At 61.8% G+C, this 26,019-nt stretch carries 22 protein-coding genes, 1 tRNA gene and 1 pseudogene; 4 read left to right on the top strand and 20 right to left on the bottom strand.

The window, feature by feature from the left end; all coding sequences use genetic code 11:
• Positions 1-184: 184 nt before the first annotated feature.
• From nuoF to ABIE53_RS07730, 13 genes and pseudogenes are all read right to left on the bottom strand, one after another.
• Entirely contained in the window at positions 185-1,513 is a 1,329-nt protein-coding gene (gene nuoF / locus ABIE53_RS07790) for an NADH-quinone oxidoreductase subunit NuoF (RefSeq protein WP_006052899.1), read from the bottom strand.
• On the bottom strand, positions 1,510-1,995 hold the full coding sequence (nuoE, locus tag ABIE53_RS07785) for an NADH-quinone oxidoreductase subunit NuoE (protein ID WP_006052900.1): 486 nt from the start codon (positions 1,993-1,995) through the stop codon (positions 1,510-1,512). Before nuoE ends, nuoF begins: the two co-directional genes overlap by 4 nt.
• Positions 1,996-2,126: 131 nt before the next feature.
• Positions 2,127-3,380: an NADH-quinone oxidoreductase subunit D gene (locus tag ABIE53_RS07780; RefSeq protein ID WP_006052901.1), complete on the bottom strand. Its 1,254-nt coding sequence runs from the start codon at positions 3,378-3,380 to the stop codon at positions 2,127-2,129.
• Positions 3,381-3,389: 9 nt separating this feature from the next.
• The gene (locus ABIE53_RS07775; protein WP_006052902.1) at positions 3,390-3,992 is read right to left on the bottom strand and encodes an NADH-quinone oxidoreductase subunit C; all 603 of its coding nucleotides are present in this window, start codon (positions 3,990-3,992) and stop codon (positions 3,390-3,392) included.
• Positions 3,993-4,013: 21 nt separating this feature from the next.
• The gene (locus ABIE53_RS07770; protein ID WP_006052903.1) at positions 4,014-4,493 is read right to left on the bottom strand and encodes a NuoB/complex I 20 kDa subunit family protein; all 480 of its coding nucleotides are present in this window, start codon (positions 4,491-4,493) and stop codon (positions 4,014-4,016) included.
• Between the two features lie 63 nt (positions 4,494-4,556).
• Positions 4,557-4,916: an NADH-quinone oxidoreductase subunit A gene (locus ABIE53_RS07765; protein WP_029969798.1), complete on the bottom strand. Its 360-nt coding sequence runs from the start codon at positions 4,914-4,916 to the stop codon at positions 4,557-4,559.
• Between the two features lie 159 nt (positions 4,917-5,075).
• Positions 5,076-5,160, bottom strand: a tRNA-Leu gene (locus ABIE53_RS07760).
• Between the two features lie 114 nt (positions 5,161-5,274).
• Positions 5,275-5,662: pseudogene (secG, locus tag ABIE53_RS07755) on the bottom strand (preprotein translocase subunit SecG).
• 79 nt (positions 5,663-5,741) lie between these two features.
• Positions 5,742-6,521 (bottom strand): triose-phosphate isomerase, encoded by a 780-nt coding sequence (gene tpiA / locus ABIE53_RS07750; protein ID WP_107710134.1) that lies wholly within the window; start codon positions 6,519-6,521, stop codon positions 5,742-5,744.
• Between the two features lie 162 nt (positions 6,522-6,683).
• Complete coding sequence (locus ABIE53_RS07745; protein ID WP_053857815.1) at positions 6,684-7,700, bottom strand: NAD(P)H-quinone oxidoreductase; 1,017 nt, start codon at positions 7,698-7,700, stop codon at positions 6,684-6,686.
• 256 nt (positions 7,701-7,956) lie between these two features.
• On the bottom strand, positions 7,957-10,104 hold the full coding sequence (gene pnp, locus ABIE53_RS07740) for a polyribonucleotide nucleotidyltransferase (protein ID WP_029969803.1): 2,148 nt from the start codon (positions 10,102-10,104) through the stop codon (positions 7,957-7,959).
• A 390-nt stretch (positions 10,105-10,494) separates the two neighbouring features.
• Positions 10,495-10,767 carry a 30S ribosomal protein S15 gene (gene rpsO, locus ABIE53_RS07735; RefSeq protein ID WP_006048211.1) on the bottom strand — a complete coding sequence of 91 codons (273 nt, stop codon included), beginning with the start codon at positions 10,765-10,767 and terminating at the stop codon, positions 10,495-10,497.
• Positions 10,768-10,998: 231 nt separating this feature from the next.
• Entirely contained in the window at positions 10,999-12,252 is a 1,254-nt protein-coding gene (locus tag ABIE53_RS07730; protein ID WP_374710225.1) for a branched-chain amino acid ABC transporter substrate-binding protein, read from the bottom strand.
• Between ABIE53_RS07730 and ABIE53_RS07725 the strand changes: the two genes are divergently transcribed.
• From ABIE53_RS07725 to ABIE53_RS07710, 4 genes are all read left to right on the top strand, one after another.
• Positions 12,152-12,364 carry a hypothetical protein gene (locus ABIE53_RS07725; RefSeq protein ID WP_258196199.1) on the top strand — a complete coding sequence of 71 codons (213 nt, stop codon included), beginning with the start codon at positions 12,152-12,154 and terminating at the stop codon, positions 12,362-12,364. The two genes, ABIE53_RS07730 and ABIE53_RS07725, sit on opposite strands and share 101 nt — an antisense overlap.
• Positions 12,365-12,494: 130 nt before the next feature.
• Entirely contained in the window at positions 12,495-13,058 is a 564-nt protein-coding gene (locus ABIE53_RS07720) for a hypothetical protein (RefSeq protein WP_107710138.1), read from the top strand.
• Positions 13,059-13,296: 238 nt separating this feature from the next.
• Positions 13,297-13,932 (top strand): carbonic anhydrase, encoded by a 636-nt coding sequence (locus ABIE53_RS07715; protein ID WP_006048214.1) that lies wholly within the window; start codon positions 13,297-13,299, stop codon positions 13,930-13,932.
• Between the two features lie 104 nt (positions 13,933-14,036).
• The gene (locus ABIE53_RS07710; RefSeq protein ID WP_053857813.1) at positions 14,037-15,605 is read left to right on the top strand and encodes a SulP family inorganic anion transporter; all 1,569 of its coding nucleotides are present in this window, start codon (positions 14,037-14,039) and stop codon (positions 15,603-15,605) included.
• 114 nt (positions 15,606-15,719) lie between these two features.
• Here ABIE53_RS07710 and ABIE53_RS07705 read toward each other — a convergent pair whose 3' ends face one another.
• From ABIE53_RS07705 to ABIE53_RS07675, 7 genes are all read right to left on the bottom strand, one after another.
• Positions 15,720-17,267, bottom strand: coding sequence for a 2-isopropylmalate synthase (locus ABIE53_RS07705; protein ID WP_107710140.1), 1,548 nt, complete (start codon positions 17,265-17,267; stop codon positions 15,720-15,722).
• A gap of 452 nt (positions 17,268-17,719) precedes the next feature.
• The gene (gene pssA, locus ABIE53_RS07700) at positions 17,720-18,589 is read right to left on the bottom strand and encodes a CDP-diacylglycerol--serine O-phosphatidyltransferase (RefSeq protein ID WP_006048217.1); all 870 of its coding nucleotides are present in this window, start codon (positions 18,587-18,589) and stop codon (positions 17,720-17,722) included.
• A 24-nt stretch (positions 18,590-18,613) separates the two neighbouring features.
• Positions 18,614-19,252 (bottom strand): phosphatidylserine decarboxylase, encoded by a 639-nt coding sequence (locus ABIE53_RS07695; protein WP_006048218.1) that lies wholly within the window; start codon positions 19,250-19,252, stop codon positions 18,614-18,616.
• A 117-nt stretch (positions 19,253-19,369) separates the two neighbouring features.
• A complete protein-coding gene (gene ltrA, locus ABIE53_RS07690) occupies positions 19,370-21,067 on the bottom strand; it encodes a group II intron reverse transcriptase/maturase (RefSeq protein ID WP_027801289.1) in 1,698 nt (565 codons plus the stop codon).
• A 1,170-nt stretch (positions 21,068-22,237) separates the two neighbouring features.
• On the bottom strand, positions 22,238-23,254 hold the full coding sequence (ilvC, locus tag ABIE53_RS07685) for a ketol-acid reductoisomerase (RefSeq protein WP_006048219.1): 1,017 nt from the start codon (positions 23,252-23,254) through the stop codon (positions 22,238-22,240).
• A gap of 109 nt (positions 23,255-23,363) precedes the next feature.
• Entirely contained in the window at positions 23,364-23,855 is a 492-nt protein-coding gene (gene ilvN, locus ABIE53_RS07680; RefSeq protein WP_025602412.1) for an acetolactate synthase small subunit, read from the bottom strand.
• A 112-nt stretch (positions 23,856-23,967) separates the two neighbouring features.
• The gene (locus ABIE53_RS07675) at positions 23,968-25,731 is read right to left on the bottom strand and encodes an acetolactate synthase 3 catalytic subunit (RefSeq protein ID WP_006048221.1); all 1,764 of its coding nucleotides are present in this window, start codon (positions 25,729-25,731) and stop codon (positions 23,968-23,970) included.
• Between the last annotated feature and the right edge of the window lie 288 nt (positions 25,732-26,019).

The raw sequence follows: 26,019 nt of genomic DNA, 5'->3' as shown, positions 1-26,019 counted from the left end.
GGTCAATCTTCCTTAACCTGTTACCGCTCAATCGTTCGCCCCGTTCATCGCCCGCTCGGCAATGAATCCCGTGGTTGACGTGTTCTGGTGCATACCTGTCCGGCGTGCCGCTTGTCCGGGAGCTTGCCCGAGCGCCTGTCCGTGCGCGCCTCGGGCGACTTGCGAGGTCGCTCAGCAACCTCGCTCAGGCAGCCACTGTTTCCGCTGCCGCCGCAGCGCCCGCATGACCGCCGACGAGGCAATGCTTGTGGGCGACGTGATATTCGAATTCGTCCCAGTAGTGCTTGAGCATGCCGCGAACCGGCATGGCCGCCGCATCGCCGAGCGCGCAGATCGTGCGGCCCATGATGTTTTCCGCGACCGAGTTCAGTAAATCCAGATCTTCCGGACGGCCAAGACCGTGCTCGATACGATGCACGACGCGATACAGCCAGCCCGTGCCTTCGCGGCAAGGCGTGCATTGACCGCACGACTCTTCGTAATAGAAGTACGACAGACGCAGCAGCGAACGCACCATGCAACGCGTTTCGTCCATGACGATGACCGCGCCCGAGCCGAGCATCGAGCCCGCCTTGGCGATCGAGTCATAGTCGAGGTCGGTCTGCATCATGATGTCGCCCGGAATGACCGGTGCCGACGAACCGCCAGGAATCACGGCCTTGATCTTGCGGCCGCCGCGCATGCCGCCGGCGAGATCCATCAGCGTGGCGAACGGCGTGCCGAGCGGAACTTCGTAATTGCCCGGACGTTCAACGTCGCCCGAGATCGAGAAGATCTTCGTGCCGCCGTTGTTCGGCTTGCCGATTTCCAGGTAATTTTGCGGGCCGATGGCGAGCAGGAACGGCACCGCGGCAAACGTCTCGGTGTTGTTGATCGTGGTCGGCTTGCCGTACACGCCGAAGCTCGCCGGGAACGGCGGCTTGAAGCGCGGCTGGCCTTTCTTGCCTTCGAGCGACTCGAGCAACGCGGTTTCTTCGCCGCAGATGTAGGCGCCGTAACCGTGATGCGCATGTAGCTCGAACGAGAAGCCCGAACCCATGATGTTTTCGCCGAGGAACCCGGCGCGGCGAGCTTCGTCCAACGCTTCTTCAAAGCGTTTGTAGACTTCCCAGATTTCGCCGTGGATGTAGTTGTAGCCGACCGTAATGCCCATTGCGTACGCGCCAATGGCCATGCCTTCGATCAGCGAATGCGGATTGAAGCGCAGGATGTCGCGGTCTTTGAACGTGCCCGGCTCGCCTTCGTCCGAATTGCAGACGAGGTACTTCTGGCCCGGGAACTGACGCGGCATGAAGCTCCACTTCAGGCCGGTCGGGAAGCCCGCGCCGCCACGGCCGCGCAGACCCGACGCCTTGACGTCGGCGATCACCTGCTCGGGCGGAATTTTTTCTTCCAGAATGCGGCGCAGCTGGGCGTAACCGCCGCGCGCCACATAGTCTTCGAGATGCCAGTTGTCGCCGTTCAGGCCGGCGAGAATCAGCGGTTTGATGTGACGATCGTGTAAAGACGTCATTTCGAAAGTTCCTCGAGCAGCTGGTCGATCTTCTCGCGGCTCATGAAGCTGCACATGCGATGGTTGTTCACCAGCATCACCGGCGCGTCGCCGCACGAACCCATGCATTCGCCTTCTTTCAAGGTGAATTTGCCGTCGGCCGTGGTTTCGCCGAAGTCGATGCCGAGCTTCTGCTTCAGATATTCAGCGGCGCTGTCCGAGCCGCCGTCCGGGCCGAGTTGACACGGCAGGTTCGTGCAGAGCGTGATCTTGTGCTTGCCGACCGGCGACGTCTCGTACATCGTGTAGAAGGTGGCGACCTCCTGCACGGCGACTGCCGGCATGCCGAGATAGTCCGCGACGAACTGCATGAGTTCGGGCGACAGCCAGCCATGCTCTTCCTGAGCAGTGGCCAACGCCGACATCACGGCGGACTGTTTCTGATCGGCGGGATACTTCGCGATCGCACGATCGATTTCTTTCAGGCCTTCAGCTGAGATCATTTTCAGACACGACTCTTTCAATTCCTACCGAACGAAAACCCGTCGCTCACTTCGTGCTGCGACAGACCCGGCGTTCCTTTGCTTGACGCGCGCTTCGGACCTGCATGAAGACGCGCGCCGATGAATACGTCCTAGCGATCTACTTCGCCGAACACGATGTCTTGCGTGCCGATGATCGTCACGGCGTCGGCGATCATGTGGCCGCGCGCCATTTCGTCGAGCGCGGACAGATGCGCATAGCCCGGCGCGCGAATCTTGAGGCGATACGGCTTGTTCGCGCCGTCGGAAATCAGGTAGATGCCGAATTCGCCCTTCGGATGCTCGACGGCGGCATACGACTCGCCTTCCGGCACGTGGAAGCCTTCAGTGAACAGCTTGAAGTGGTGAATCAGCTCTTCCATGTTCGACTTCATGCCCACGCGCGACGGCGGCGCAACCTTGTGATTGTCGATCATCACAGGGCCCGGATTCTTGCGCAGCCACTCAATGCACTGTTTCACGATGCGCGTGGATTGACGCATTTCTTCGACACGGACCAGATAGCGGTCGTAGCAGTCGCCATTCACGCCGACCGGAATGTCGAAGTCCAGCTTTTCGTACACTTCGTACGGCTGCTTCTTGCGCAGATCCCACTCGATACCCGAGCCGCGCAGCATTGCGCCGGACATGCCCATTTGCAGCGCGCGCTCCGGGCTGACCACGCCGATGCCGACCAGACGCTGCTTCCAGATCCGGTTGTCGGTGAGCAGCGTTTCGTATTCGTCGACGCACTTCGGGAAGCGCGTGAAGAAGTCGTCGATAAAGTCGAGCAACGAGCCCTGACGGTTCTCGTTCATCCTCGACAATGCCTTCGCATTGCGAATCTTCGACGCCTTGTATTGCGGCATTGCGTCAGGCAGATCGCGATAAACGCCGCCCGGGCGGTAATACGCCGCATGCATGCGCGCGCCGGACACCGCTTCGTACACGTCCATCAGATCTTCACGCTCGCGGAACGCGTACAGGAACACGGCCATTGCGCCAACGTCGAGCGCGTGCGCGCCGATCCACATCAGGTGGTTCAGCACGCGCGTGACTTCGTCGAACATCACGCGGATGTATTGGGCGCGCACCGGCACGTCGATGCCGAGCAGCTTTTCGATCGCCATCACGTAGCCGTGCTCGTTGACCATCATCGACACATAGTCGAGACGGTCCATGTACGGCACCGACTGAATGAACGTTTTCGTTTCGGCGAGCTTTTCAGTCGCGCGATGCAGCAGGCCGATGTGCGGATCGGCGCGCTGGATGACTTCGCCGTCGAGTTCCAGCACGAGGCGCAGCACGCCGTGCGCTGCCGGGTGCTGAGGGCCGAAGTTGAGCGTGTAGTTCTTAATCTCTGCCATGGCGTTCTCTTAGTGTTTCAGACCGCCATAGCGATCTTCGCGGATCACGCGCGGCGTGATTTCCCGCGGCTCGATCGTCACAGGCTGATAGACGACGCGCTTCTCTTCCGGGTCGTAACGCATTTCGACGTAACCGGAGACGGGGAAATCTTTACGGAACGGGTGACCAATAAAACCGTAGTCGGTCAGAATGCGGCGCAGATCCGGGTGGCCTTCGAAGACGATGCCGTAAAGGTCGAACGCCTCGCGCTCGTACCAGTTCGCCGAATTCCAGATATCGACGACGGACGGCAGAATGGGCATGTCGTCATTCGGCGCGAACACGCGAAGCCGCAGACGCCAGTTATTCTGCACCGACAACAAATGCAGAACGGCCGCGAAACGCGGACCGTCGTAAGCGCCGTCGGCATAGGTTTGATAGTCGACGCCGCACAGGTCCATCATCTGCTCGAAACCGAGCGAGCGGTCGTCGCGCAGACGCGTTGCCACGTTGAGGTAGTCGCTCGCTTTCACGACGATCGTCAACTCACCGATTGCCTCGGTAGTGCTCAACAGGAGGCCGCCAAAGGCCGCCTCGAGGTTCGCTTTCAGGGTCTCGAGTTTGCTTGCCATATTGTGGGGAGAGGCGTTGCCTTATTGACGGGCGATTGTGTTGGTGCGGCGAATCTTGGCCTGCAACTGGATCACGCCGTAGACCAGCGCTTCCGCTGTCGGCGGGCAACCCGGCACGTAGACGTCGACCGGCACGATGCGATCACAACCGCGCACTACCGAATACGAGTAGTGGTAATAGCCGCCGCCGTTCGCGCACGAACCCATCGAAATCACCCAGCGCGGCTCGGCCATCTGGTCGTACACCTTGCGCAGAGCCGGCGCCATTTTGTTGCACAGCGTGCCGGCGACGATCATCACGTCCGACTGACGCGGACTCGGACGAAACACCACGCCGAAACGGTCGAGGTCATAACGGGCCGCGCCCGCATGCATCATCTCGACCGCGCAGCACGCCAGACCAAACGTCATCGGCCACAGCGAACCGGTGCGCGTCCAGTTGATCAGTTTGTCAGCCGTCGTGGTGACAAACCCTTCCTTCAAGACCCCTTCGATACTCATTTGCTTTCCACTCCAGACGGGGCGGCAAGCCTTGGCCACCCACGCAAACCGGCGATTAAACCATCATTCCCAGTCGAGGCCGCCCTTCTTCCAGATATAGGCGAAGCCCAGCAGGAATTCGAGCAGGAAAATCATCATCGCCATGAAGCCAGGCCAGCCGATGTCGCGCAGGGCGACGCCCCACGGGAACAGGAACGCGGTTTCAAGATCGAAAATGATGAAGAGAATGGCGACGAGGTAATAGCGCACGTCGAACTTCATGCGCGCATCTTCGAATGCTTCGAAGCCGCACTCGTACGGTGCGTTTTTCTCGGTATCGGGCTTGTTGGGACCGAGGATCTTGCCGATACTGACCAGTGCTACGCCTAAACCGGTGCCCACAACGAGGAACATCAAGACGGGGAAATAGGCTGCGAGGTTCAAGACTATCCTCAATCGGTTGGTTCTGAATGCCGTCAGGAGCATAGCACCCCTGACGCGAAATCACTTCTGAGACGTACACGCCGCAGACCAACGCAAACCGCGCGCCAGAAGTGAAAATGCCAGCCGAAGCGAAGCAAGCGGCTGGCATTAGATAACATTTGGTGCCGACGGCGAGACTCGAACTCGCACAGCTTTCGCCACTACCCCCTCAAGATAGCGTGTCTACCAATTTCACCACGTCGGCACTGTATGCAATCCGGGAAAACAACTTATAAAACCCGCGAATCGCTTCAAGACTTAGATTCTAACCGGTTCAAACAGTTTGTTCAACGCACAAAAGCACTTTCTACGAAAAATTTTATTTCGGTACGTCGGTGGCCGGGACCGATGCAGCCGACGCCGCGAGCGCAGCCGAACCGCCTGCCGGAGCGGACCCAGCCGGTGCCGCCGAAGCCGCCACGGGCGGCGGTAACCGCGGCGCCCAGCACGCCGGCTGAAGGCTTGGCCCGATAAGCGCCGAGGTACGTGAGCGTCAGCGTGGTGACGAAAAACACCGCGGCGAGCACTGCGGTTGTACGCGACAGGAAGTTTGCCGAGCCGGTCGCGCCGAACAGGCTGCCCGATGCACCGCTACCAAAAGCCGCGCCCATATCGGCGCCTTTGCCGTGCTGCAGCAAAACGAGGCCGATGACCCCGAGTGCCGACAACAGCTGAACGACGATAATCAAAGTTTTCAAATACAGCATTGCACTCACCTGAGTCTTTTATTTAGCCGAAACCCGCGGACTGCGGGCCCGGAATGGGTCATTCCGAGAGGCGCCCTGCTCAACCAGCGGCTGTCGTTGCAGCCGCCGCCTTGCAGATCGCCAGAAAATCCTGGTCCTTCAGCGACGCGCCGCCGATCAGGCCGCCGTCGATGTCCTGCTGACGGAATAATTCTTCCGAGTTGTCCGGCTTCACGCTGCCGCCGTACAGCAACGGCACGCTTGCAACCTCCGCGCCCTTGGCCGCGAGACGCCCGCGCAGGAACGCATGCACCGCTTGCGCCTGGCCGGCCGTCGCGCTCTTGCCGGTGCCGATCGCCCAGACCGGCTCGTATGCGACAACGATACGCGCCGCTTCCTGCACCGACAATTTGGCCAGCACTTCGTCCAGTTGCGCGCCGACCACCTGCTCTGTCGCCCCGGCCTCGCGCTCGTCGAGCGTTTCGCCGACGCAGACGATCGGCGTCAAACCGGCTTCGAGCGCACGCTGCGTCTTCACTGCGACAAGCTCAGCGCTTTCACGGTGATACGCGCGGCGCTCCGAATGCCCGACGATGGCAAACGTCGCGGCAAAATCCGTCACCATTTGCGCCGAGACTTCGCCGGTGTACGCGCCTTGCGTGAACGCGGAAACGTCCTGCACGCCCCACATCACCCGGCTGCCATCGAGCAACGACTGCGCTTGCGCGAGATACGGCGTCGGCACGCACACACCTACGCGCACATCAGCCGGCAGTTCACCCGCGCCTTTCGCTACGGCCTGCAGCAGCGCCGCGTTTTCGGCGAGGCGCCCATGCATCTTCCAGTTACCGACTACCAGTTTGGCTCGTTGTGTCGACATCGTCTCGTCTTGTCTTGGCGGCGGGCCGTATTGCGCTAGTCGTTCGCGCTTACAGTCCGCCTATCGGATTCATGCGGCGCGCGCAAAACGCGCAATTTTACTTCGTGGGGGAGATCGGGTCAAACAAACCGGCGCGCACCGACTCCCGCCGACGGCCGCGCATCAGGCGTCGTCGCCCCAGGTCAGCACGATCTTGCCGACGTGCGTGCTGCTCTCCATCAGCGCGTGGGCGTCGGCGGCCTGCGCGGCCGGAAACACGCGATGCACGACAGGCTTGATCCGCCCGCCCTCGAGATGGGGCCACACCTGCTCCTTGAGCTGTGCGGCGATTTTCGCCTTGAATTCGATTGGCCGCGGACGAAGCGTCGAACCGGTCACGGTCAGACGGCGGCGCAGCACCTCGTTCAAATTCAGTTCCGCCTTCGCGCCGCCCAGAAGCGCAATCAGCACGATGCGTCCGCCGTCCGCCAGCGCGGTCAACTCGCGCGACACGTAGCTGCCCGCCACCATGTCGAGGACCACGTCGACGCCGCGGTCGTTGGTCAACGACTTGATGACTTCGACGAAATCTTCCGTCTTGTAGTTGATCGCCCGCTCGGCGCCCAGCGCTTCGCACGCGCGGCACTTGTCGTCCGAGCCGGCGGTTGCGAACACACGAAAGCCCAGCGCATGCGCAATCTGGATCGCGGTCACGCCGATGCCGCTCGAGCCGCCCTGCACCAGCAAGGTTTCGTTCGGCCCGCCCTCGCCCTTGCCGAGCTGCGCGCGATCGAACACGTTGCTCCAGACCGTGAAGAAGGTTTCCGGCAGCGACGCCGCCTCGACATCCGACAAACCGCCCGGCACCGGCAAGCATTGCAATAGGGGCGCGACGGCATACTCGGCATAGCCGCCGCCCGCCAGCAGCGCGCACACGCGATCGCCGATTTTCAGACCGAACGGATTATTCTTCCCGTCGATGTCGCCGCCGACGATTTCCCCCGCCACTTCCAGCCCCGGCAGGTCCGACGCGCCCGGAGGCGGCGCATACGCGCCCTTGCGCTGAAACACGTCGGGACGGTTGATGCCGGAAGCCGCCACCTTGATCAGCACCTCGCCCGCTTTCGGCTGCGGCGTGGGCCGCTCCGCGAGCTTGAGAACTTCCGGCGCTCCGAATTCCGTGATTTCGATCGCTTTCATCTGCGTCAACTCCAAGATTGGATTGCGTTGCCTACTGCGTTCGTCCGCGCTTGCCGGGACCTCATTCGCATTGTCGCCGGATCGCGGCAATCACGTGCGACACGCGCGAAAAGCGCGATTTTCGAGAGGCCACGCGATGCAAGCAGCGTACCCCTTGCACCACGCTTCAGCATCCATTTGCAACGCAATCCACCCTGTCCACCATGAAAAACGGCCGGCGCGCATTCGCGCTGCCGGCCGTTGTCCCTCTACCGCTTTACTGCGGCGTCGGTTCGCCTTGCGGCGCGCTCGACGCGCCGTCGTTCAGCAACGCCTTCGCCGACAAACGCACACGACCCTTCTCGTCCGTCTGGATGACCTTGACCTTCACTTGCTGGCCGTCCTTCAGGTAGTCGTTGATGTCCTTGATGCGCTCGTTCGCGATCTCGGAGATATGCAACAGACCGTCCTTGCCCGGCAGAATGTTCACGATCGCGCCGAAATCCAGCAGCTTCAGCACCGTGCCTTCGTACACCTGGCCCACTTCGACTTCGAGCGTGATGTTCTCGATACGCTTCTTCGCTTCGGCCATGCCTTCGCTGCTCGTGCTGGCGATGGTCACGACGCCGTCGTCGGAAATATCGATCGTCGTGCCGGTTTCTTCCGTCAGCGCGCGGATCACCGAACCGCCCTTGCCGATCACGTCGCGGATCTTTTCCGGATTGATCTTGATGGTGATCATGCGCGGCGCGAACTCGGACAGTTGCGTGTTAGCACCCGACACGGCCGACGTCATCTTGCCGAGGATATGCATGCGGCCTTCCTTCGCTTGCGCGAGAGCGACCTGCATGATTTCCTTCGTGATGCCCTGGATCTTGATGTCCATCTGCAGCGCGGTCACGCCTTGTTCCGTGCCCGCCACCTTGAAGTCCATGTCGCCGAGGTGATCTTCGTCGCCGAGAATGTCGGTCAGCACGGCAAACTTGTTGCCTTCGAGAATCAGGCCCATCGCGATGCCGGCGACGTGCGCCTTCATCGGCACGCCGGCGTCCATGAGCGCGAGGCAGCCGCCGCACACTGAAGCCATTGACGACGAACCGTTCGATTCCGTGATTTCCGACACGACGCGAATCGAGTAGCCGAATTCGTCGGCGCTCGGCAGGCATGCGGCCAGCGCGCGCTTGGCGAGACGGCCGTGACCGATTTCACGGCGCTTCGGCGAACCGACGCGGCCCGTTTCGCCGGTCGCGAACGGCGGCATGTTGTAGTGGAGCATGAAGCGCTCGCGGTACTCGCCTTCGAGTGCGTCGATGTTCTGCTCGTCGCCCTTCGTGCCGAGCGTGGCCACCACCAGCGCCTGCGTTTCGCCGCGCGTGAACAGCGCCGAACCGTGGGTACGCGGCAGCACGCCGGTACGGATTTCGATCGGGCGCACGGTGCGCGTGTCGCGGCCGTCGATACGCGGTTCGCCGTTCAGGATCTGCGTACGGACGATCTTCGCTTCGATGTCGAACAGCACATTGCCGACCGTTGCCTTGTCGGCCGCCACGGTGCCGCTTGCCGCGGCTTCTTCTTCCAGCTTCGCCGAAACGGCTGCGTAGACTTCCTTCAGCTTGCTCGAACGTGCCTGCTTGTCGCGAATCTGGTAAGCCGCGAGCAGTTCGGCTTGCGCCAGTTCCGTCACGCGTGCGATCAGCGGCTCGTTCTTCGCGGCCGGCTGCCAATCCCATTCCGGCTTGCCGCCTTCACGGACCAGATCGTGGATCGCGTCGATCGCGATCTGCATTTGCTCGTGGCCGAACACCACGCCGCCGAGCATCACTTCTTCGCTCAGTTGCTGCGCTTCGGATTCCACCATCAGCACCGCGCGTTCCGTACCGGCGACGATCAGGTCGAGCGCCGATTCCTTCATTTGCGGACGCGTCGGATTCAGCACGTATTCGTTGTTGATGTAAGCCACGCGCGCTGCGCCGACCGGGCCGTTGAACGGCAGACCGGACACGGCCAGTGCCGCCGACGCGCCGATCAGCGCGGGAATGTCAGCGGGAACGTCCGGATTCAGCGACAGAACGTGAATCACAACCTGGACTTCGTTGTAGAAGCCTTCCGGGAACAGCGGACGCAGCGGACGGTCGATCAGGCGCGAGATCAGCGTTTCGCCTTCCGACGGACGGCCTTCGCGACGGAAGAAGCCGCCCGGAATCTTGCCGGCGGCGTAAGTCTTCTCGAGATAGTCGACGGTCAGCGGGAAGAAGTCCTGGCCCGGCTTGGCGGTCTTGGCGCCGACCACGGTCGCCAGGATAACGGTGTCTTCGACGTCGACGATCACCGCGCCGCTCGCCTGGCGAGCGATTTCGCCGGTTTCCAGGCGAACGTTATGTTGTCCCCACTTAAATTCTTTGACGATCTTGCTGAACATAGTCATTGCTTTTCCTCATCGTAATGCCGCGCGGACCAGAAGCGGCGCGGCAACGCCAGAACCGGCGCCGCATGGGAAGAGGTGTGTTATGCCATTCCAGAGAGCCACGCGCCGCGCCGCCTGCATGGCGAACGCGCGCGAACCGCTGGAATGACACAAAGCTCCGCCCTGAAGCCCGGCCATGTTTCTATTTCTGCTTCTTCTGCTTGCTCTACTGCTGCTTTTCTACTGCATTTGTCGTGCTTATTACTGCATTTACCGCTTCCTGCCCCGCCGCGCGAACCAGCACGCCGCCGCGGAATTCAGGCAGTGCGCGTCACACGAAGCGCACCGTGCAAAAACAAAATGCCTGCATCAGCGGAACTGACACAGGCATCTTGCTGAACGACTGGCCGATTACTTACGCAGACCCAGCTTCTCGATCAGTGCGCGGTAACGATCCGCGTCCTTACCCTTCAGGTAGTCGAGCAGCTTGCGACGGCGGCTCACCATGCGCAGCAGACCGCGGCGGCTGTGGTGATCTTTCGCGTGTGCCTTGAAGTGAACGGTCAGTTCGTTGATGCGGGTCGTGAGCAGCGCGACCTGAACTTCGGGGGAGCCGGTGTCGTTAGCTGCGCGTGCGAATTGCGCGACGACTTCGGACTTCTTGCTTGTATCAACTGCGGACATGTCGATTTCCTTGAGAACTAGACAGGCGGTCACGGAAGAAAGGCCGTGCCGTGGGTTACCCGTGCAACCGGCGCCGCAAAGCGCTCTTTTGGAGAGCTTGCCGACGTCCAGCACCGCAACGGGACGCGTATTGTAGCACAGTGCGATCCCGCCGCGAATCCCGCGGCGCCGGGCTCAGTGGCGGTTCCAGACGGCCTGGCGACGACGCAGCGCAGCGGCCGATCTGGCCACTCACGGCCTTTTCATCTTGCAGACGGTCGGCGGCACCGTGCGTTCCGCCGGCAACGCCAGCACCGTGCGAAACCCGAAGCCCGAGCCTTCGTTATCGAAATGCACGCCGCGCGTGCCGGCTTTATCCATCTCCATCACGTAAAGGGGCTGGATCAGTTGATGATCGTCCGCCCTCATCCACGATGCGTGAAAGCCGTTGTCGAAGCGGATGCCTTCGAGCGCCCGCGCAACCGCCGTGGGATCGGCGCTCTGCGCGCGGTTCATCGCGGCGGCGAGCGTTTCGATCATCAGCGGCATGCGCAATACCGGGTAGTCGTCCTGCGCGGCCGGGAAACGCGCGCGGAACGCTTCGTACCACGCATCAGAGGCCGCGCCGCCCGCGTTCGGATGCCAGTCGGCCACGGCGATCACGCGTCCCACGCCCGCCTCGCCGAGCGCCGCCGGCGCGCCGAGACTGTTGCCATAGAACGTGTAGAACTTCGCATCGAAACCTTGTTCGCGCGCCGCCTTCACGAGCAGCGTCAGGTCGTTGCCCCAGTTGCCGGTGATCACCGCATCGGCGCCGCTCGCGCGCATTTTCGCGACGTACGGCGCGAAGTCCTTGACGCGGCCAATCGGATGGAATTCGTCGCCGACCACGGCGATGTCCGGGCGCTTCGCTCGCAGCGCGAAACGCGCCAGGCTGCTGACGTCATGGCCGAAACTGTAGTCCTGGTTCAGCAGATACACCTTCTTCACGGCCTTGTCGCGCTGGATCACGTCGGCGAGCGCGTCCATGCGCATGCCCGCGTGCGCGTCGAAGCGAAAGTGCCAGAAACTGCAGTTGGCGTTGGTCAGCGCGGGGTCGTCGGCGGAATAATTGAGAAACAGCTCGCGGTTGCCCGGCTCGCGGCTGTTCTGCTTGTCGATCGCGCCGATGAGCGCCGCCGCCACCGCCGAGCTGTTGCCCTGCAGGATGTAGCCGATGTGACGATCCGCCGCCGCGCGCAGTTGCGTGAGTGCCTCTTCGGTACCGCCCTTGCTGTCGAGCACGACGAGTTCCAGCGGATGCGCGCCGTCGGCGAGCTTCACGCCGCCGCGCGCGTTGACCTGCTCGACGCCAAAGCGCAGATTGCGCTCCACGGCCGCGCCGGCGTTCGCGAACGGACCGGACATGCCCTCGATCAACGCGAGCTGGATCGGCGCGCCGGCGGGCCTGGGCGCCGTTTCGGCCGCGACGGCGCAGGTTGCCGACATCGCCGAGATCGCCGCCATTGCCACCGACATTGCCACCGATACCGCCGCCGTCTTGCTGTGCCAGTTCGCCATCGTCCGCATCCGTCTGATTCGTCAAAGCGCGGATCATAGGGCGCGCGCGATGGAATAAGCAAGCCGCGCGAGCCGTTATCGTGCAAGCCGGCCAACCGGCGCGCGGGCGGGCACATGTTCCCGGCGCCGCGTGTCAAAATGTTCTGTATCGACAAGAAAAACCGCCACTCAAGCCATTGGAGGAAGTCATGTTCAACCGCCATCACCGCAAGGCGGCCTCGACCGGGGCGCCCGCTGACGCGCGCGGGCGCGGGCGCGTGCGCCGCGCGGCGCTCGTGTGCCTGAGCGTGCTCGCGCTCGCCGGCTGCGCGCAGCCCTGGCAGCAATATCAGGCCGGCGCGGATGAATCGACGATCGTCGCGCGCCTCGGCCCGCCGCGCGAAAGCTACGACCTGCCGAACGGCGGCAAGCGGCTGATGTGGCCCACGCAGCCGATGGGCGAAACCACCACCGCGGCCGACATCGACGCGTCCGGCAAGATCGTCAATGTGCGCCAGGTTTTGCAGCCGAACGAGTTCTACCGCGCCGAAGTCGGCAAATGGACGAGGGGCGAGGTGCTGGTGAATTTCGGCCGCCCGGTGGAAACGTCCTACTTCCCGTTGATGAAGCGCGAGGTCTGGACCTATCGCTATCTCGAGGACAACTACTGGTACATGATGTTCAGCTTCTATTTCGACGACCAGGGTGTGCTGCGTCTCACGCAGAAAACGCCCGATCCGCTGCACGATCCAGATCGCCGGAACCTGTTCTAGCCCGCGCTGTCATTCACTACGCACGAATCTCCAAAAGCCGCTCATCCAAGCGGCTTTTTTTTATTTATTTCGCATCACGACGAATTTTATTTCACACACAGACGATTAATTTTTTGATAGAAAGGCTTTTGTAAGCATTGAACCGGTGCTGGTCGATCTGCTCAACGACGAGCGCGACCACACGGCACGGCCGTGATTCCTGCACCGGACGATGCGCCCCTTTTTGGAGCCGCTATCGATGAATCGTCCTAAACGTCTTCTCGTCGCCAACGTCGCATGGGCACACGACACCGCCGAGCGCAACCCCGAGTTCTTCCGTGAACTGGCGCGCGGTCAGAATCCGCATGTGCTGTGGATCGGCTGCTCGGACAGCCGCGTGCCCGCCGAAACCATCACGCATTGCGAACCGGGCGACCTGTTCGTCCATCGCAATATCGCCAACCTCTTCAATCCCGACGACGACAACTCCGCCAGCGTTCTCGAATACGCGGTGCGCGTGCTGAAGGTCGCTCACGTGATCGTCTGCGGACATTACGGCTGCGGCGGCGTGCGTGCGTCGCTGCTGCCGCCCGATCCGAGCCTGCCGCATGTGAACCGCCGCATCGCGCCGCTCTGCTCGCTCGCGAGGACCCATCACGACGAACTGGACGCGCGCGCAAGCGAACGTGAGCGCGTCGACCGCCTGGCCGAACTGAACGTGCTCGAACAGGTGCGCCAGCTTCGCGCGAATCCGATCGTGCGCGACGCGGAGCAGGCGCCGCTTGTGCACGGCTGGATCTTCGCGCTCGAAGACGGACGCCTCAAGGTGCTCACGTCCGGCTACGAGGCCGACGACGCGATGACCTGCGAGACAGCCGCCCACAGCGCGGCGTAGCGCGCAGCGCAAGCGTGGCACGCGTCCGTGCCGCCGCCGCGCGCATGCCTATCCGGTTCAGCCTTCGCCTCTTACCAGGCCTCACCTATTTCTGCACCGACACCATGAATCTTCGAGCTTATTTTTCGACATTTCAGCGCGACATGCTTGCGGGCATCGTCGTTTTTCTGGTGGCTCTACCGCTATGCCTCGGCATTGCGAACGCGTCGGGCGTCGAGCCGTTTGCCGGGCTCGTCTCGGGCATCGTCGGCGGGCTGGTCGTCGCGGTTCTGAGCGGCTCGCGCCTGAGCGTGAGCGGACCGGCGGCGGGTCTTGTCGTGATCGTCGTCGACGGAATCGCGCAGCTCGGCAGCTTTTCCGCGTTCCTCGCGGCCGTGCTGTTGTCCGGCGCGATCCAGTTCGGCTTCGGCGTGCTGAAGGCGGGGCGCTTTGCCGCGTATGTGCCGTCGCCGGTCATCAAGGGCATGCTTGCCGCGATCGGCATTCTGCTGATCGTCAAGCAGTTCCCGCTCGCGCTTGGGCTCGTCAACGGCCAAGCGCCGGGCGCCGCGCCAGCAGGCGGCACGATCATGGCGCCGTTCGGCGCGGTGTCGCTGGTCGCGTGCGTGATCACGCTGCTGTCGCTCGCGATCCTGATGGCCTGGGAAACGCGGCCGATGCGCCGCTTCGCGCTGGTGCGCATCGTGCCCGCGCCGCTTGCGGTCGTCCTGCTCGGGATCGGCGCAACGTTGCTGCTGACGATGCTCGCGCCGTCGCTCGCGCCGGCCGCCGAGCATCGCGTGGCGTTGCCGTCGCTCGAATCGTTCGCGGCGTTGAGCGTGGCGCTCGAGTGGGCCGATTTCGGGCCGCATTTCGCGCAGCTCGTCAATCCGGACGTGTGGCGCGTCGCGATCACGCTCGCCATCGTCGCCAGTCTCGAAACCTTGCTGAGCCTCGAGGCGGTCGAGCAGATCGACCCCGAACGCCGTCCCGCGCCGCCGGATCGCGAGCTCAAGGCACAAGGCGTGGGCAATCTGATTGCGGGTGCGATCGGCGGGCTGCCGATCACCGCGGTGATCGTGCGCAGTTCCGCGAACGTGCATGCCGGCGCGCAAAGCCGTCTGTCGGCGATCATTCACGGCGTACTGCTGCTGGTCAGCGTGTTTGCGTTGACGAGCGTCATCAACCTGATTCCGCTCGCCTGTCTCGCGGCCATTCTTATTTTCACGGGCGTGAAGCTCGCCAAGCCGTCGCTGTTCGTCGCGGTCGCGAAGCAAGGGTTCGCGCCCTTCGCACCGTTTATCGTCACGCTGGTCGGCGTGCTCGCGACCGACCTGCTGATCGGCATCGTGCTCGGCATTCTGTGCAGCGTGCTGCTCGCGCTGTATGCGAATCTGCGCCGCCCTATCGTGCTCGCGCAACACGGCGATCATTTTCTGCTGTCGTTTCGCAAGGACGTGTCGTTTCTCGGCAAAGTGCCGCTCAAACACTACCTGCAGCAGATTCCCGACGGCGCGACGCTGATCGTCGATGCGACGCGCGCGGATTTCGTCGATCACGACGTGCGTGAACTGCTCGACAGCTTCGTCGAGGATGCGCCTCGCCGCGGCATTTCCGTCGAAGTGCGGCATCAGGTGCGCACGCAGGCGCGCGCGGCGCGCGGCTGGTCGATGCGGCGCCCCGCCACGGAGTAACGTGGGGAGACCGCGGCGTGCGAGCGGCATGCGCACGCCGCATTAAAAAAGCCCCGCGCCATTGAAGGCGCGGGGCTTCATCTTTCTATCTATCGACAAGCACTCTGTGCGAGCTCACTCCGACCGCTGCGGATTCAGCTTGTCCGAGTTCGAATGCAGTTTGTTGAGCGCCGAGATATACGCCTTCGCCGACGCAGCCACGATGTCCGGATCGGTGCCGACGCCATTGACGATACGCCCGCTCTTCGAAAGCCGCACCGTCACTTCGCCCTGCGCCTGCGTGCCGGTGGTGATCGCGTTCACCGAGTAAAGCAGCAACTCCGAACCGCTGCCGACTTCGGTTTCGATTGCGTTGAGCGTGGCATCCACGGGACCGTTGCCGCGCGCCTCGCCGGTGATCTCCTTGCCGTCCACCGCGAACACGATCTTCGCGTGCGGCTGCTCGCCGGTCTCCGAATGCTGCGACAGCGACACGAACTTGTAGTGCTCTTTCTGCTGCGCCTCAGCCGATTCCTCGGTGACGATCGCAATGATGTCCTCGTCGAAAATCTCCGACTTGCGGTCCGCGAGTTCCTTGAAGCGTGCGAATGCCGTGTTGAGTTCAGATTCGCTGTCGAGCGCGATACCCAGTTCCTGCAGACGCTGCTTGAACGCATTGCGGCCCGACAATTTGCCGAGCACGATCTTGTTCGCACTCCAGCCCACGTCTTCCGCGCGCATGATTTCGTAGGTGTCGCGCGCCTTCAAAACACCGTCCTGGTGGATGCCAGACGCGTGCGCGAACGCGTTTGCGCCGACCACAGCCTTGTTCGGCTGCACGACGAAACCGGTGATTTGCGACACAAGCTTGGAAGCCGGCACGATCTGCGTCGTATCGAGGCCGAGTTCGAGCCCGAAATAATCCTTGCGCGTTTTCACGGCCATCACGATTTCCTCGAGCGACGTATTGCCCGCCCGCTCGCCGAGACCATTGATCGTGCACTCGACCTGACGCGCACCGCCGATCTGCACGCCCGCAAGCGAATTGGCAACCGCCATGCCGAGGTCGTTATGACAATGCACCGAGAACACCGCCTTGTGCGAGTTCGGAATGCGCTCGCGCAGCGTCTTGACGAGATTGCCGTACAGCTCCGGCACGCCGTAACCGACCGTATCGGCGATATTGATGGTGGTTGCGCCTTCCGCAATCACCGCTTCGAGCACGCGGCACAGGAAGTCCATGTCCGAGCGGCTGCCGTCTTCCGGCGAAAACTCCACGTCGTCCGTGAATTTGCGTGCGAAGCGCACGGCAAGCTTCGCTTGCTCGAACACCTGGTCGGGCGTCATGCGCAGCTTCTTTTCCATGTGCAACGGCGACGTCGCGATAAACGTGTGAATGCGGAAACGCTCGGCGGGCTTGAGCGCGTCGGCCGCGCGCTGGATGTCCTTGTCGTTCGCGCGGGCGAGCGAGCAGACGGTGCTCTCCTTGATCAACCCGGCGATGGTCTGGATCGAGTCGAAGTCGCCGTTCGAACTCGCCGCGAAGCCTGCCTCGATCACATCCACTTTCATCCGCTCGAGTTGCTTGGCGATGCGGATTTTTTCTTCTTTCGTCATCGATGCGCCAGGCGATTGTTCGCCGTCACGCAGCGTCGTGTCGAATATGATCAGTTTGTCGGACATGAGGAGTCTCCTGCGGAGTCGTTCGATTGTGGGAGTCGGATATTGGAATGGATGCGGTTGCCGTTAGCGCTCCGAGGCACTCGACCGCGGACCGCGAGCCGCGACTCTAGCGGTTGGCGCGTCGACACACGGCGCACGCACGGTTAGCTGACTTTATTCTGCGATTCAAACTGCGGCTTGCATTACGCTCGGCGCGCACTGCACTGCCATTCGCCGAACCGCCTGGCCTCGCGCCGTTGCTGCGGAAGAAAGCATCGCCGGCACAGTCATCCAACGACTATAGCGGCATTCCACCCGCCGTGCAATTCACGCCAGGCGCGGCTGGCAAGCGCCTCGCCGGTGTCCGCGGACAGCATCGCAATGGTGGCTTGCCAAAGAACAAACGGCGCCCCGAAGGACGCCGTTCTCTCATGCAGCACAAGCTTCGAGCGACACGCGCGCGAGGCGGCCGGCTACCTGTCGTGCGCGACCGAACGAGCGGGATTGCCCCGGCCACGCAGCACCTGGTAACCCCAGAACACATAGCCGGACAAACCGTACAGCACGAACAGGCCGAACAGCATCAGCGGCGGATCGGACGAAACCAGCACGAACGCGACCACCACGAGCAGAATCACGCCGAACGGCACGCGATGCCGCACGTCGAGCGCCTTGCCGCTATAGAACGGCGCGTTCGAGACCATGGTCACGCCCGCATAGATGGTCAGCACGAACGCGACCCACGGCAGCCAGACGAGCTTGAGCGGCACGCGGTTGTCGGTGGCGAGCCACACGAAGCCCGCAATCAGCGCCGCCGCCGCCGGGCTCGGCATGCCCTGGAAGAACCGCTTGTCGACCACGCCGATGTTCGTGTTGAAGCGCGCGAGGCGCAACGCCGCGCCCGAGCAATAGACGAACGCCGCGAGCCAGCCCCATCGGCCGAGGTCTTTCAGAATCCACTCATACATGACGAGCGCCGGCGCGACGCCGAACGACACCATGTCGGACAGACTGTCGAACTGCTCGCCGAATGCGCTTTGCGTATGCGTCATACGGGCGACGCGGCCGTCCATGCCGTCGAGCACCATGGCCACGAAGATCGCGATGGCCGCGATTTCGAAGCGCACGTTCATGGCCTGCACGACGGCGAAGAAACCGCAGAACAGCGCGGCCGTGGTGAACGCGTTCGGCAGCAGATAAATGCCGCGCTTTCTCAGGAATTGCTGACGCTGCGCGCGCCGGCTGTCCACCGCCGGCGACTCCGCGACGATCGGCTTGTTGCGACGGAACGGACGCGGCAGCGGTCCACTGTTGCGCGGTCGGCGCGGTTTGAATGCGGCCATTCGGACAATCTCCTTTGTGCCGCTTTACAGGTCAGCGAGAATCGTGGACGACGCCGACACCTTCTCGCCGATCGACACACGCGGACGGCTGCCCACCGGCAAATAAACGTCGACACGCGAGCCGAAGCGGATAAAGCCATACCGTTGACCGCGCGTAAGCGGCTCGCCTGCACGGACGTAGCAAAGAATACGCCGCGCGATCAAACCGGCAATCTGCACGGACGTCACCGTTTGCCCGCCGGCCATTTCGATCACGATCGCATTGCGCTCGTTTTCGAGCGAGGCCTTGTCCACCGCGGCGTTCAGATACGCGCCGGGGAAATATTCGACCTTCGAGATCGCGCCGTCCACGGGCGAGCGCTGCGAATGCACGTTGAATACGTTCATGAACACGCTGATTTTCAGCGCTTCACGATTGGCATACGGATCGTGCGCGGTTTCCACTGCGACGATGCGGCCGTCCGCGGGACACAGCACGGCATTGGCCTGCGTCGGAATCGGGCGCGCCGGATCGCGGAAGAACTGCACGACGAAGATCAGGATCAGCCAGAAGATCCAAGCAAAGCCGAACCCCGCGAAAGCGTGAACCAGTAAGGCAACAACGGCCGCGATGGCGATAAACGGCCAGCCTTCTCGCGCGATGATCGGATGTGGGTAATTCATGGATGGCTTCAGTATTTTTGGAGGGTAGCCCCCCTTCCTCGCGGAAGAGGAGCCCCCTAAGAACCGTACGTGCGAGTTTCCCCGCATACGGCTCAAATCTACAAACAAAGCCCGGGGTTAGTCCCGGGCCGGCTTAGTTACTGCAATTTTACCTGCGTGCACTTGCCGGTGGCAGTCCGGGTGAAGCAAAACCCTGTTCGAAAGAGCATCCGATCCACCATGCATCCGATATTCCAGATGATGGTCATGCCAACCGGTTTCCTTCGTCAGAGCGCATCCACAGTGCGCGCACAATCCGCTCTGTGACATGTACAACGAGACCCATTGTCGCCGGTGGCGCATCGAATGTTCCATGCGTGCCTCGCGCAACTGCTCGCCGTATTGCTCCCACTCTGGGTCAAATGGGTTGAACGCCCCTTTGACCTTTCTGTGTCGCCTGATTTCTGTACCGCTGATCTGGTACAGCTCAAGTAACCCCTTTCCTGCTTCACGAACCACTGGAACAGCAAACACCCAGTGTCGGCTGCCCTCTGAGTGAAAGTACTTCTTTCTCACCCAGTCGGCACTCTTGCTCGGATGCCGCCTCTTAGACCACCGCCAGAGCCTCCGGAAAATCAAAGACTCCATGCGGCTGTACGCCTCTTTGGCTACTACAGGACTGTGATACCGCGCCCAGCCTCGTAGCATCGGGTTCAGCAGCCGGATCAGACTCGCCTGCTTCACCGTCTTGTTACCGCTGATCGTTTCCGCCACCTTGCGATAGAACGCTTGCGCGTTCTTTTTGCTCGGCTTGATGAGTAGCGTTCCCGAGTACCTTCGGAAATTCCACCCAAGGAAATCAAAGCCTGTGTCAATGTGCGTGATCCGTGTTTTCTCCTCGGAAAGTTGCAATCCTCTAACGGCAAGGAATGCTTCCACCCAAGGCCGAACTTCCTGCTCCAGCACCTCTTGCGAGTCACCGGTAATCACGAAGTCATCCGCGTACCGCACCACATTCACTTTCAGCTTCTTCGCCTTTGCGATCCCGAACTTCGCACCGAGGTGCGCGATCAGTTCACGCTCCAGCCCGTTCAACGTCACGTTCGCCAGCGTCGGGGAGATGATCCCTCCCTGCGGCGTACCAGCCTCAGTCGCCTGTAGCTGACCTTTATAAATCAGGCCAGCCTTCAACCACTTCCGGAGGATCTCCTTGTCCATAGGGACATGGTTCTCCAGCCATTCATGGTTGATGTGGTCAAAGCAGCCTTTGATATCCGCCTCCAGTACCCAGCGGGCTGAGCCCTTTTGGGACATGGCGACGAAAATCTGCGACATGGCGTCAGCCGTCGAGCGGTTCAGCCTGAACCCATACGAGTTCGCGTCGCTCGTCGATTCCGACACCGGCTCCAGAGCCAGCAGATACAGAGCTTGCATCGCCCTGTCCCGCATGGTTGGAATGCCCAGAGGGCGTTCTTTTCCATTGGCCTTGGGGATAAAGACTCTCCGTAATGGCAGAGGCTTATATCCGCGCCGCTTCAACCTGCCGATTGCTTCCCATCGGCTCTCAGGCGAATCCCACAGTTCACGATCGACTCCCGCCGTTCGCGCACCCTGGTTCTGCGTAACACGTCGTACCGCATACAGCTTCGCGGACAACGTGCGGGTCAGCATCCGTTGCAGGGCTTTCACCCTGCGCCAGTCACTTTCCCGCGTCGCCTTCGCAATTCGTATCTGCATCCCTCTCACGTTCCGTTCAACCCGTCGCCAATCTACGGCGTACCAGTTGTCCGGCGCGTGGGAAAGCGCAGATCCAGTCTTTCGGCCAGATACTTTCATGCTGCTCTCCTACTCGAAGAAGTGAATCCCGAGCGGAGAACAGATCACCCCTTGCGGGAGCGATCTGCTCCCGCAAGGGGGTAAACAACAAGCACTGACGACTAAGAAGCCGCCAGCAATCACCAGTTCCAGCTAAAGGTCAGTCAGCCGTCTTGCGACGGTAGACCAGACGGAAGTCTGCCCGCTTTCGCGTGAGGTGATGTCTCAACCCCTATCCGGACCATTACAGCCCGGCCTTCGCTTTTTCCGTCGTCCTCTACCTGCACAATTAACAGCGTTCCTCACGGTCCGCCTGCCAGCCTCACTGCGCCGGCAACCATACAGGCTTACCACGTTCCCGGCATGTCACACGACTGACTTAGGTTCTGCCTATTCCCCGGCGGTCCGAAGACGACGTAGCCCGAATTTACAGCGAGCTATCCGACCGCATACCTTTTTGGTTGATGCCTACCAGCAGCTTTGGCACCGTCCTACTTACGAGGTTTATCAGCAGTTCATTTACGTTAACCGTATCAGCCAGCCTAGCCCCTCAACCCCGTTGCTGCTGGGAGTCTCCAGATGGTCGTTTCACAGCCACCATCCGCCCGAACTTCCGGGGGGTACATTGTCAGAAGAGCTTCACACCTCACCGTTGCCAGTGACGCATGTCTTCCTAGGCTACTGCTGGTCGTACAGCAGGTTCACTACCCTCGCCAATTCAGCCAGCGAGGCCGAACAATGACACGCCGAGCTTTCGCTCGTGTCGTTTAGCGACTCCGTTGCCCGAAGGCGCGGGAATTGCAAACACCACCCCGCCCTGTCGGCGGAGATGAAGCCGCTGACTGGGCGGGACCTGACGGTAATCAGGTCAATGCAATACGGTTGACGGCAGACTGCGCCGTGTCCCGTGTTCACTACCAAGGTGTGTCCATAAGGACACATCTACTGCTTAAAGTGCAGCTCACAAGGGAGCCGCCTGCGGAGGGCATGGTGAGTCCAGTCAAGACCTTCCTCAATAACCCTCTAGTCGATGCCCCGTAACGTGGGGCTGACGGACACGAGCGTGCGTGTCGCACGTAAAACCGTAGGATAGCAAAAGCCGCCCGGGGTTCAGCACCCTCGGGCGGCTTTTTGCATGACCGGCGCATGCGGCGGTGCGCCGCGCCGGTTTCAGGCGATAAAACGGACTTCTTAGTTCTTCGACTGGTCGACCAGCTTGTTCTTCGCGATCCACGGCATCATGGCGCGCAGCTTCGAGCCGACCTGCTCGATCTGGTGCTCGGCCGTCAGACGGCGGCGCGATTGCAGCGTCGGTGCGCCGGCCTTGTTCTCGATGATGAAGCTCTTCGCGTACTCGCCCGTCTGGATGTCGGTCAGCACGGCCTTCATCGCCTTCTTCGTTTCAGCCGTCACGATGCGCGGACCCGTCACGTACTCGCCGTATTCGGCGTTGTTCGAGATCGAGTAGTTCATGTTCGCGATGCCGCCTTCGTAGATCAGGTCGACGATCAGCTTCAGTTCGTGCAGGCATTCGAAGTACGCCATTTCCGGCGCGTAGCCCGCTTCCACCAGCGTTTCGAAGCCGGCCTTGATCAGGTCGACCGTACCGCCGCACAGCACGGCTTGTTCGCCGAACAGGTCGGTTTCCGTTTCTTCGCGGAAGTTCGTTTCGATGATGCCGGCACGGCCGCCGCCGTTCGCCGCCGCGTACGACAGCGCGATGTCACGTGCTGCGCCCGACTTGTCCTGCGCAACCGCGATCAGGTGCGGCACGCCGCCGCCTTGCGAGTAGGTGCCGCGAACCGTGTGGCCCGGCGCCTTCGGCGCGATCATGATGACGTCGAGGTCGGCGCGCGGAATCACCTGGCCGTAGTGCACGTTAAAGCCGTGCGCGAATGCCAGCGCTGCGCCTTGCTTGGCGTTTGCGTGCACTTCCTTTGCGTAGACTTCTGCGATCTGCTCATCGGGCAGCAGCATCATGACGACGTCCGCGCCCTTCACGGCTTCCGCCACTTCCTTGACTTGCAGGCCGGCATTCTCAGCCTTGCTCCACGATGCGCCGCCCTTGCGCAGACCGACCGTGATGTTCACGCCGCTTTCCTTCAGATTCAGCGCGTGCGCATGGCCTTGCGAGCCATAGCCGATGATGGTGACCTGCTTGCCCTTGATGAGGGAGAGATCGGCGTCCTTGTCGTAGAAAACTTTCATGTCGGTTCCTTGGCTAAATTCGATGATTCGAGAGATTCAGATACTGCGAATGTTGTGCTGCAAGGCCGGATAGTGATGAGCGCCACCGGCCCGGATCGGACGCTGCGCGTTACACCTTCAGAATGCGCTCGCCGCGGCCGATGCCCGAACTGCCCGTGCGGACCGTTTCGAGAATTGCCGTGGAGTCGAGTCCTTCGATGAAGGCGTCGAGCTTGTCGCTCGCGCCCGTCAGTTCGATCGTGTAGGTCTTTTCGGTGACGTCGATGATGCGGCCGCGGAAAATATCCGACATCCGCTTCATCTCTTCACGTTCCTTGCCGACCGCCCTCACCTTGATCAGCATCAGCTCGCGCTCGATGTGGGCGCCCTCGGTAAGGTCGACCACTTTCACCACCTCGATCAGGCGGTTCAGATGCTTCGTGATCTGTTCGATCACGTCGTCCGAGCCAATGGAGACGATGGTCATGCGCGACAGCGAACGGTCTTCGGTCGGAGCCACCGTCAAGGTTTCGATGTTGTAGCCGCGTGCCGAGAAGAGACCGACGACGCGCGACAACGCGCCCGGTTCGTTTTCGAGCAGGACGGAAATAATGTGTCTCATGATTCGCTTCTTCCAGATGTTTTGTCGATGTCTGCGAACAGTACGGCGCCGCTTCGTCCGACTGCGTCTTTTTTGAAGACGTTCGTGACGAAGCCGGCGCTACAAACCGTCGTTATAGATCTTCCGAACCCATGAGCATCTCGGTGATGCCCTTGCCGGCCTGGACCATCGGCCAGACGTTTTCGGTGGGGTCGGTCTGGAAGTCGAGAAACACGGTGCGATCTTTCAGGCGCAGCGCTTCCTTGAGCGCCGGCTCGACGTCGGCCGTGCGTTCGATACGCATGCCCACGTGGCCGTACGCTTCGGCGAGCTTCACGAAATCGGGCAGCGCGTCCATGTACGAATGCGAATAGCGCTTGCTGTACTCGATCTGCTGCCACTGGCGCACCATGCCCAGATAGCGGTTATTCAGCGAGATGATCTTCACGGGCGTGGCGTACTGCTTGCAGGTGGACAGCTCCTGAATGCACATCTGAATGGAGCCTTCGCCCGTGATGCACAGCACGTCGTCGTCCGGGTGCGCCATCTTCACGCCCATCGCCGCCGGCAGGCCGAAGCCCATCGTGCCCAGGCCGCCCGAGTTGATCCAGCGGCGCGGCTTGTTGAAGCGATAGAACTGGGCCGCCCACATCTGATGCTGGCCGACGTCGGAGCAGACGAACGCGTTGCCGTCAGTCAGTTCCCACGCCTTTTCCACCACGTACTGCGGCTTGATGATGTCGCTCTTGCGGTCGAACTTCAGGCAGTCTTTCGCGCGCCAGGCTTCGATGTCCTTCCACCAGTCGGCGAGCGCCGCGGTGTCCGGGCCATGCTCGGCTGTTTGCAACTGCTCGATCAGCTCCTTCAACACTTCCTTCACGTCGCCGACGATAGGAATGTCGACCTTGACGCGCTTGGAAATGGAAGAAGGATCGATGTCGATATGGATGATCTTGCGCGGACGCGACGCGAAGTGCGCCGGGTCGCCGATCACACGGTCGTCGAAGCGCGCGCCGATGGCGATCAGCACGTCGCAGTGCTGCATGGCCATGTTGGCTTCGTACGTGCCGTGCATGCCGAGCATGCCGAGGAATTTCTTGTCGCTCGCGCGGTAGCCGCCCAGACCCATCAACGTATTGGTGACGGGATAGCCGAGCAGATCGGCGAACTGGTTCAACTCACGCGATGCGTCCGCGAGAATGATGCCGCCGCCGGTGTAGATGTACGGGCGCTTCGCCGACAGCAGCAGCGACACGGCCTTGCGAATCTGGCCGGAGTGGCCCTTCGTGACCGGGTTGTACGAGCGCAGCGACACGCTCTTGAGCGGCTCGTACTGGCAAGGCGCCTTCGACACGTCTTTCGGAATGTCGATCAGCACCGGGCCGGGACGGCCGGTACGGGCAATATAGAAGGCTTTCTTGACGGTGGCGGCGAGGTCGCGCACGTCCTTCACGAGGAAGTTGTGCTTCACGCAAGGACGCGTGATGCCGACCGTATCGCACTCCTGGAACGCATCCTGGCCGATCGCGGCAGTCGGCACCTGGCCGCTGATCACGACCATCGGGATCGAATCCATATAGGCGGTGGCGATGCCGGTCACCGCATTGGTGACGCCGGGGCCGGAGGTCACGAGGCACACACCGACCTTGCCGGTGGAACGCGCATACGCGTCGGCGGCGTGAACCGCGGCCTGTTCGTGGCGCACGAGGATGTGCTCGAACTTGTCCTGCTTGTACAGCTCGTCGTAAATGTAGAGTACCGAGCCGCCGGGATAGCCCCAAACAAATTCGACGTCTTCGTCGGCCAGTGCCTTCATGAGCACGGTGGCGCCGATAGAGTCAGCTTCGTGTTGTGGAGTGGTATCCGACGTGGAGAATTCCGCGCTGGGCATATTCATTTGATTCACCTTTCGAATTTTCGGCAAAAAATTGATCGGGTGCTCTCTGCCGGGCTTGTGGCTCGGGTTCAAGCGGCGCGTCCAGTTGACAGGTGAGCTTCTTGGGCCACACCTCAATGAGACAAGTCACTTATATTGCGAACCAGCGACGATAGCGGCAGACGTCCGCGCGGTCAAGCAAATATTGCCCCAACGCCCGCCGGGACGCCCTTTAATGACCCACGCGCCGCCTCGCGACGACAGCGGCGGTCCCACGTTTCGCCCCTGCTCGCGCAAAAATTTGTTAGC

Source organism: Paraburkholderia sp. OAS925 (assembly GCF_040543975.1).
GTDB lineage: Bacteria > Pseudomonadota > Gammaproteobacteria > Burkholderiales > Burkholderiaceae > Paraburkholderia > Paraburkholderia graminis.
This window is presented reverse-complemented; position numbering and strand designations above follow the sequence as displayed.

Coding starts and splice junctions, on each gene's coding strand:
- nuoF (WP_006052899.1), bottom strand. CDS start 1,513: ATGACGTCTTTACACGATCGTCACATCAAACCGCTGATTCTCGCCGGC.
- nuoE (WP_006052900.1), bottom strand. CDS start 1,995: ATGATCTCAGCTGAAGGCCTGAAAGAAATCGATCGTGCGATCGCGAAG.
- ABIE53_RS07780 (WP_006052901.1), bottom strand. CDS start 3,380: ATGGCAGAGATTAAGAACTACACGCTCAACTTCGGCCCTCAGCACCCG.
- ABIE53_RS07775 (WP_006052902.1), bottom strand. CDS start 3,992: ATGGCAAGCAAACTCGAGACCCTGAAAGCGAACCTCGAGGCGGCCTTT.
- ABIE53_RS07770 (WP_006052903.1), bottom strand. CDS start 4,493: ATGAGTATCGAAGGGGTCTTGAAGGAAGGGTTTGTCACCACGACGGCT.
- tpiA (WP_107710134.1), bottom strand. CDS start 6,521: ATGTCGACACAACGAGCCAAACTGGTAGTCGGTAACTGGAAGATGCAT.
- ABIE53_RS07745 (WP_053857815.1), bottom strand. CDS start 7,700: ATGAAAGCGATCGAAATCACGGAATTCGGAGCGCCGGAAGTTCTCAAG.
- pnp (WP_029969803.1), bottom strand. CDS start 10,104: ATGACTATGTTCAGCAAGATCGTCAAAGAATTTAAGTGGGGACAACAT.
- rpsO (WP_006048211.1), bottom strand. CDS start 10,767: ATGTCCGCAGTTGATACAAGCAAGAAGTCCGAAGTCGTCGCGCAATTC.
- ABIE53_RS07725 (WP_258196199.1), top strand. CDS start 12,152: ATGCCCTCGATCAACGCGAGCTGGATCGGCGCGCCGGCGGGCCTGGGC.
- ABIE53_RS07730 (WP_374710225.1), bottom strand. CDS start 12,252: ATGGCGGCGATCTCGGCGATGTCGGCAACCTGCGCCGTCGCGGCCGAA.
- ABIE53_RS07720 (WP_107710138.1), top strand. CDS start 12,495: ATGTTCAACCGCCATCACCGCAAGGCGGCCTCGACCGGGGCGCCCGCT.
- ABIE53_RS07715 (WP_006048214.1), top strand. CDS start 13,297: ATGAATCGTCCTAAACGTCTTCTCGTCGCCAACGTCGCATGGGCACAC.
- ABIE53_RS07710 (WP_053857813.1), top strand. CDS start 14,037: ATGAATCTTCGAGCTTATTTTTCGACATTTCAGCGCGACATGCTTGCG.
- ABIE53_RS07705 (WP_107710140.1), bottom strand. CDS start 17,267: ATGTCCGACAAACTGATCATATTCGACACGACGCTGCGTGACGGCGAA.
- pssA (WP_006048217.1), bottom strand. CDS start 18,589: ATGGCCGCATTCAAACCGCGCCGACCGCGCAACAGTGGACCGCTGCCG.
- ABIE53_RS07695 (WP_006048218.1), bottom strand. CDS start 19,252: ATGAATTACCCACATCCGATCATCGCGCGAGAAGGCTGGCCGTTTATC.
- ltrA (WP_027801289.1), bottom strand. CDS start 21,067: ATGAAAGTATCTGGCCGAAAGACTGGATCTGCGCTTTCCCACGCGCCG.
- ilvC (WP_006048219.1), bottom strand. CDS start 23,254: ATGAAAGTTTTCTACGACAAGGACGCCGATCTCTCCCTCATCAAGGGC.
- ilvN (WP_025602412.1), bottom strand. CDS start 23,855: ATGAGACACATTATTTCCGTCCTGCTCGAAAACGAACCGGGCGCGTTG.
- ABIE53_RS07675 (WP_006048221.1), bottom strand. CDS start 25,731: ATGAATATGCCCAGCGCGGAATTCTCCACGTCGGATACCACTCCACAA.